This window comes from Prauserella shujinwangii (assembly GCF_003001955.1).
Taxonomy (GTDB): domain Bacteria; phylum Actinomycetota; class Actinomycetes; order Mycobacteriales; family Pseudonocardiaceae; genus Qaidamihabitans; species Qaidamihabitans shujinwangii.
Window position 1 is genome coordinate 1 of the sequence record NZ_PVNH01000017.1, and the last position, 5301, is coordinate 5301.

Consider the following 5301-nt stretch of genomic DNA (forward strand, 5'->3'; position numbering starts at 1 on the left):
TTTTTGGGGTTTCTTTGAGGCCGCGCATGTTTTTTGTGTGTGGTGTTTTTGGGATCATGCATTGTTGGAGAGTTTGATCCTGGCTCAGGACGAACGCTGGCGGCGTGCTTAACACATGCAAGTCGAACGCTGAAGCTCAGCTTGCTGGGTGGATGAGTGGCGAACGGGTGAGTAACACGTGGGTAATCTGCCCTGTACTTCGGGATAAGCCCGGGAAACTGGGTCTAATACCGGATAGGACCGCTGGCCGCATGGTCTGGTGGTGGAAAGTTCCGGCGGTACAGGTTGAGCCCGCGGCCTATCAGCTTGTTGGTGGGGTGATGGCCTACCAAGGCGACGACGGGTAGCCGGCCTGAGAGGGCGACCGGCCACACTGGGACTGAGACACGGCCCAGACTCCTACGGGAGGCAGCAGTGGGGAATATTGCACAATGGGCGCAAGCCTGATGCAGCGACGCCGCGTGAGGGATGACGGCCTTCGGGTTGTAAACCTCTTTCGCCCGGGACGAAGGGAGACTGACGGTACCGGGAGAAGAAGCACCGGCTAACTACGTGCCAGCAGCCGCGGTAATACGTAGGGTGCGAGCGTTGTCCGGAATTATTGGGCGTAAAGAGCTCGTAGGCGGTTTGTCGCGTCGGCCGTGAAAACCCCACGCTTAACGTGTGGCGTGCGGTCGATACGGGCAGACTTGAGTTCGGCAGGGGAGACTGGAATTCCTGGTGTAGCGGTGGAATGCGCAGATATCAGGAGGAACACCGGTGGCGAAGGCGGGTCTCTGGGCCGATACTGACGCTGAGGAGCGAAAGCGTGGGGAGCGAACAGGATTAGATACCCTGGTAGTCCACGCTGTAAACGTTGGGCGCTAGGTGTGGGGTGCATTCCACGCGCTCCGTGCCGTAGCTAACGCATTAAGCGCCCCGCCTGGGGAGTACGGCCGCAAGGCTAAAACTCAAAGGAATTGACGGGGGCCCGCACAAGCGGCGGAGCATGTGGATTAATTCGATGCAACGCGAAGAACCTTACCTGGGCTTGACATGCACTAGACAGGCGTAGAGATACGTCCTCCCTTGTGGTTGGTGCACAGGTGGTGCATGGCTGTCGTCAGCTCGTGTCGTGAGATGTTGGGTTAAGTCCCGCAACGAGCGCAACCCTTGTCCTATGTTGCCAGCGGGTAATGCCGGGGACTCGTGGGAGACTGCCGGGGTCAACTCGGAGGAAGGTGGGGATGACGTCAAGTCATCATGCCCCTTATGTCCAGGGCTTCACACATGCTACAATGGCTGGTACAGAGGGTGGCGATACCGTGAGGTGGAGCGAATCCCTTAAAGCCGGTCTCAGTTCGGATCGCAGTCTGCAACTCGACTGCGTGAAGTCGGAGTCGCTAGTAATCGCAGATCAGCAACGCTGCGGTGAATACGTTCCCGGGCCTTGTACACACCGCCCGTCACGTCACGAAAGTCGGTAACACCCGAAGCCCATGGCCCAACCCCCTTTTGGGGGAGGGAGTGGTCGAAGGTGGGACTGGCGATTGGGACGAAGTCGTAACAAGGTAGCCGTACCGGAAGGTGCGGCTGGATCACCTCCTTTCTAAGGAGCGAACACAGCCGCCACTTGGTGCCTCCTGTTGTGGGGGGTGGGGGTGGTGGGGTGGCCACTGGATCCGGCGGGTGTCCGGGTTGGTGGTTGCTCGAGGAATTGTGGAACTACTGGTTGACGCTGGTCGCTGGCTGCCGTGGCTGTCGAGTACTGCCTGTCCCTGGTCATCATCTGTTGGTGGTGTGGGGGTGGGTGTGGAAAGGGGGTTGGGGTGGTTGGTGGGTGGTGGTGATTCGCTGGTGCGCTGTTGGGTCCTGAGGCAACACGTGTGGTTGTCTTGTGGGTGTGGTGTTTGAGAACTGTAGAGTGGATGCGAGCATCTTTGTGGTCAAGTTTTTATGGGCACATGGTGGATGTCTGGGCATCAGGAGCCGATGAAGGACGTGGGAGGCTGCGATAAGCCTCGGGGAGCTGTCAACCGAGCTGTGATCCGAGGGTGTCCGAATGGGGTAACCCAGCGCCCGTGATGGGGCGTTACCCGCCGCTGAATGTATAGGCGGTGTGGAGGGAACGCGGGGAAGTGAAACATCTCAGTACCCGTAGGAAGAGAAAACAAGTGTGATTCCGTGAGTAGTGGCGAGCGAAAGCGGAGGAGGCTAAACCGTGCGCATGTCAAGCTGGCAGGTGTTGTGTGTGCGGTGTTGTGGGAGCCGGTGGGGAGAACTGCCATTCTCCCGGATGCGTGCTGTGGTTAGTGGAATCGTCTGGGATGGCGGACCGGAGTGGGTGAGAGTCCCGTACGCGAAAACCGTGGTGGCGTGTTTGGCCGGTGTTCCCGAGTAGCAGCGAGCTCGTGGAATTTGCTGTGAATCTGCCGGGACCACCCGGTAAGCCTAAATACTTCCTGGTGACCGATAGCGGACGAGTACCGTGAGGGAAAGATGAAAAGTACCCCGGGAGGGGAGTGAAAGAGTACCTGAAACCGTGTGCCTACAAGCCGTCAGAGCGGTCCCTTTTGGGGATGGTGATGGCGTGCCTTTTGAAGAATGAGCCTGCGAGTTAGTGCTGCGTGGCGAGGTTAACCCGTGTGGGGTAGCCGTAGCGAAAGCGAGTCTGAAGAGGGCGTGTGAGTCGCGTGGTCTAGACCCGAAGCGGGGTGATCTACCCATGGCCAGGGTGAAGCGCCGGTAAGACGGCGTGGAGGCCCGAACCCACCAGGGTTGAAAACCTGGGGGATGAGCTGTGGGTAGGGGTGAAAGGCCAATCAAACTCCGTGATAGCTGGTTCTCCCCGAAATGCATTTAGGTGCAGCGTCGCGTGTTTCACACCTGGGGTAGAGCTACTGGGTGGCCTAGGGGCCTTACCGGGTTACCGAAGTCAACCAAACTCCGAATACGGGTGTGTGAGAGCGCGGCAGTGAGACGGCGGGGGATAAGCTTCGTCGTCGAGAGGGAAACAGCCCAGAACACCGGCTAAGGCCCCGAAGTGTGTGCTCAGTGGGAAAGGATGTGGGATTGCCCAGACAACCAGGAGGTTGGCTTAGAAGCAGCCATCCTTGAAAGAGTGCGTAATAGCTCACTGGTCAAGTGGTCCTGCGCCGACAATGTAGCGGGGCTTAAGCACACCGCCGAAGCCGTGTCACTCACACAGATACATCCATCATCGGGGCTTTGTTCCTGGTGGTGTAGTGGTGTGGGTGGGTAGGGGAGCGTCCTGCACCCGGGGAAGCCGTGGCGGAAGCCAACGGTGGAGGGTGTGGGAGTGAGAATGCAGGCATGAGTAGCGAATGCAGAGTGAGAACCTCTGCCGCCGGATGACCAAGGGTTCCTGGGCCAGGCTAATCCGCCCAGGGTAAGTCGGGACCTAAGGCGAGGCCGACAGGCGTAGTCGATGGACAACGGGTTGATATTCCCGTACCCGCGTGTGCGCGTCCCTGGCGAGGCAGGTGAGACTAACCACCCGCCCCGCTCGCCGGCCCTCCTTTGGGGGGTGGGTGGGTGGTGGTGCGTGGGACCTGATCCTGTAGTAGCCAAGCGATGGGGTGACGCAGGAAGGTAGCTCCGCCAGTCAGTGGTGATACTGGTGTAAGCGTGTGGCCCGCAGCATAGGGAAATCCGTGCTGCTGACCCTGCGAGGGTCGAGGGTGAGGCGTGATGCGTAGCCGTGTGAGGCGAAGTAGAGTGATCCTATGCTGCCGAGAAAAGCCTCTAGCGAGTGCATGGGCGGCCCGTACCCCAAACCGACACAGGTGGTCAGGTAGAGAATACCGAGGCGATCGGGTGAACTGTGGTTAAGGAACTCGGCAAAATGCCCCCGTAACTTCGGGAGAAGGGGGGCCAGAGCGCCTGAAGCCCCGTGCGGGCTAGGGCGAGTTGGCCGCAGAGACCAGCGGAAAGCGACTGTTTACTAAAAACACAGGTCCGTGCGAAGACGCAAGTCGAGGTATACGGACTGACGCCTGCCCGGTGCTGGAACGTTAAGAGGACCGGTTAGCCCCCTTCGGGGGCGAAGCTGAGAATTTAAGCGCCAGTAAACGGCGGTGGTAACTATAACCATCCTAAGGTAGCGAAATTCCTTGTCGGGTAAGTTCCGACCTGCACGAATGGCGTAACGACTTTCCGGCTGTCTCAACCACAGGCCCGGCGAAATTGCACTACGAGTAAAGATGCTCGTTACGCGCGGCAGGACGGAAAGACCCCGGGACCTTTACTACAGCTTGGTATTGGTTTTCGGTTCGGCTTGTGTAGGATAGGTGGGAGACTGTGAAGCGGTCACGCTAGTGGTCGTGGAGTCGTTGTTGAAATACCACTCTGGTCGGATGGGGAACCTCAACCTCGGACCGTGATCCGGTTCAGGGACAGTGCCTGGTGGGTAGTTTAACTGGGGCGGTTGCCTCCCAAAGAGTAACGGAGGCGCCCAAAGGTTCCCTCAGCCTGGTTGGCAATCAGGTGTTGAGTGTAAGTGCACAAGGGAGCTTGACTGTGAGACTGACGGGTCGAGCAGGGACGAAAGTCGGGACTAGTGATCCGGCACCACCTGGTGGAAGGGGTGTCGCTCAACGGATAAAAGGTACCCCGGGGATAACAGGCTGATCTTGCCCAAGAGTCCATATCGACGGCATGGTTTGGCACCTCGATGTCGGCTCGTCGCATCCTGGGGCCGGAGTAGGTCCCAAGGGTTGGGCTGTTCGCCCATTAAAGCGGCACGCGAGCTGGGTTTAGAACGTCGTGAGACAGTTCGGTCCCTATCCGCCGCGCGCGCAGGAGACTTGCGGAAGGCTGTCCCTAGTACGAGAGGACCGGGACGGACGAACCTCTGGTATGCCAGTTGTCCCACCAGGGGCACGGCTGGTTAGCTACGTTCGGAAGGGATAACCGCTGAAGGCATCTAAGCGGGAAGCCTGTTCCTAGATGAGGTCTCCCACCCCCACGTGGGGTTAAGGCCCCCAGCAGACCACTGGGTTGATAGGCCAGACATGGACGCACCGCAAGGTGTTCTCGAGTGGACTGGTACTAATAGGCCGAGGACTTGCCCACACACGCACGCACGCATCCGCTCTACGGTTCTGAAACACCACACCACCCCCCCACCCACACCCCGGGCCGGGGGGTTGGAGAACAAAACAGTGTGTTTCACCGTGTTACGGTGGTCATAGCGGTAGGGGACACGCCCGGACCCATCCCGAACCCGGAAGCTAAGCCCACCAGCGCCGATGGTACTGCACCCGAAGGGGTGTGGGAGAGTAGGACACCGCCGTACATAAC

General features: G+C 59.3%; 3 rRNA genes. All 3 read left to right on the forward strand.

Annotated features, from left to right (window positions below):
• Positions 1-61: 61 nt before the first annotated feature.
• The 3 genes from B0I33_RS29540 to rrf all read left to right on the forward strand — a co-directional run bounded on the left by B0I33_RS29540 (position 62) and on the right by rrf (position 5296).
• Positions 62-1588 (forward strand): 16S ribosomal RNA (locus B0I33_RS29540).
• Between the two features lie 335 nt (positions 1589-1923).
• Positions 1924-5073: ribosomal RNA gene (locus tag B0I33_RS29545) — 23S ribosomal RNA — on the forward strand.
• A 105-nt stretch (positions 5074-5178) separates the two neighbouring features.
• A 5S ribosomal RNA gene (gene rrf, locus B0I33_RS29550) occupies positions 5179-5296 on the forward strand.
• Together the 16S, 23S and 5S rRNA genes form the textbook arrangement of a ribosomal RNA operon.
• Positions 5297-5301: the final 5 nt, after the last annotated feature.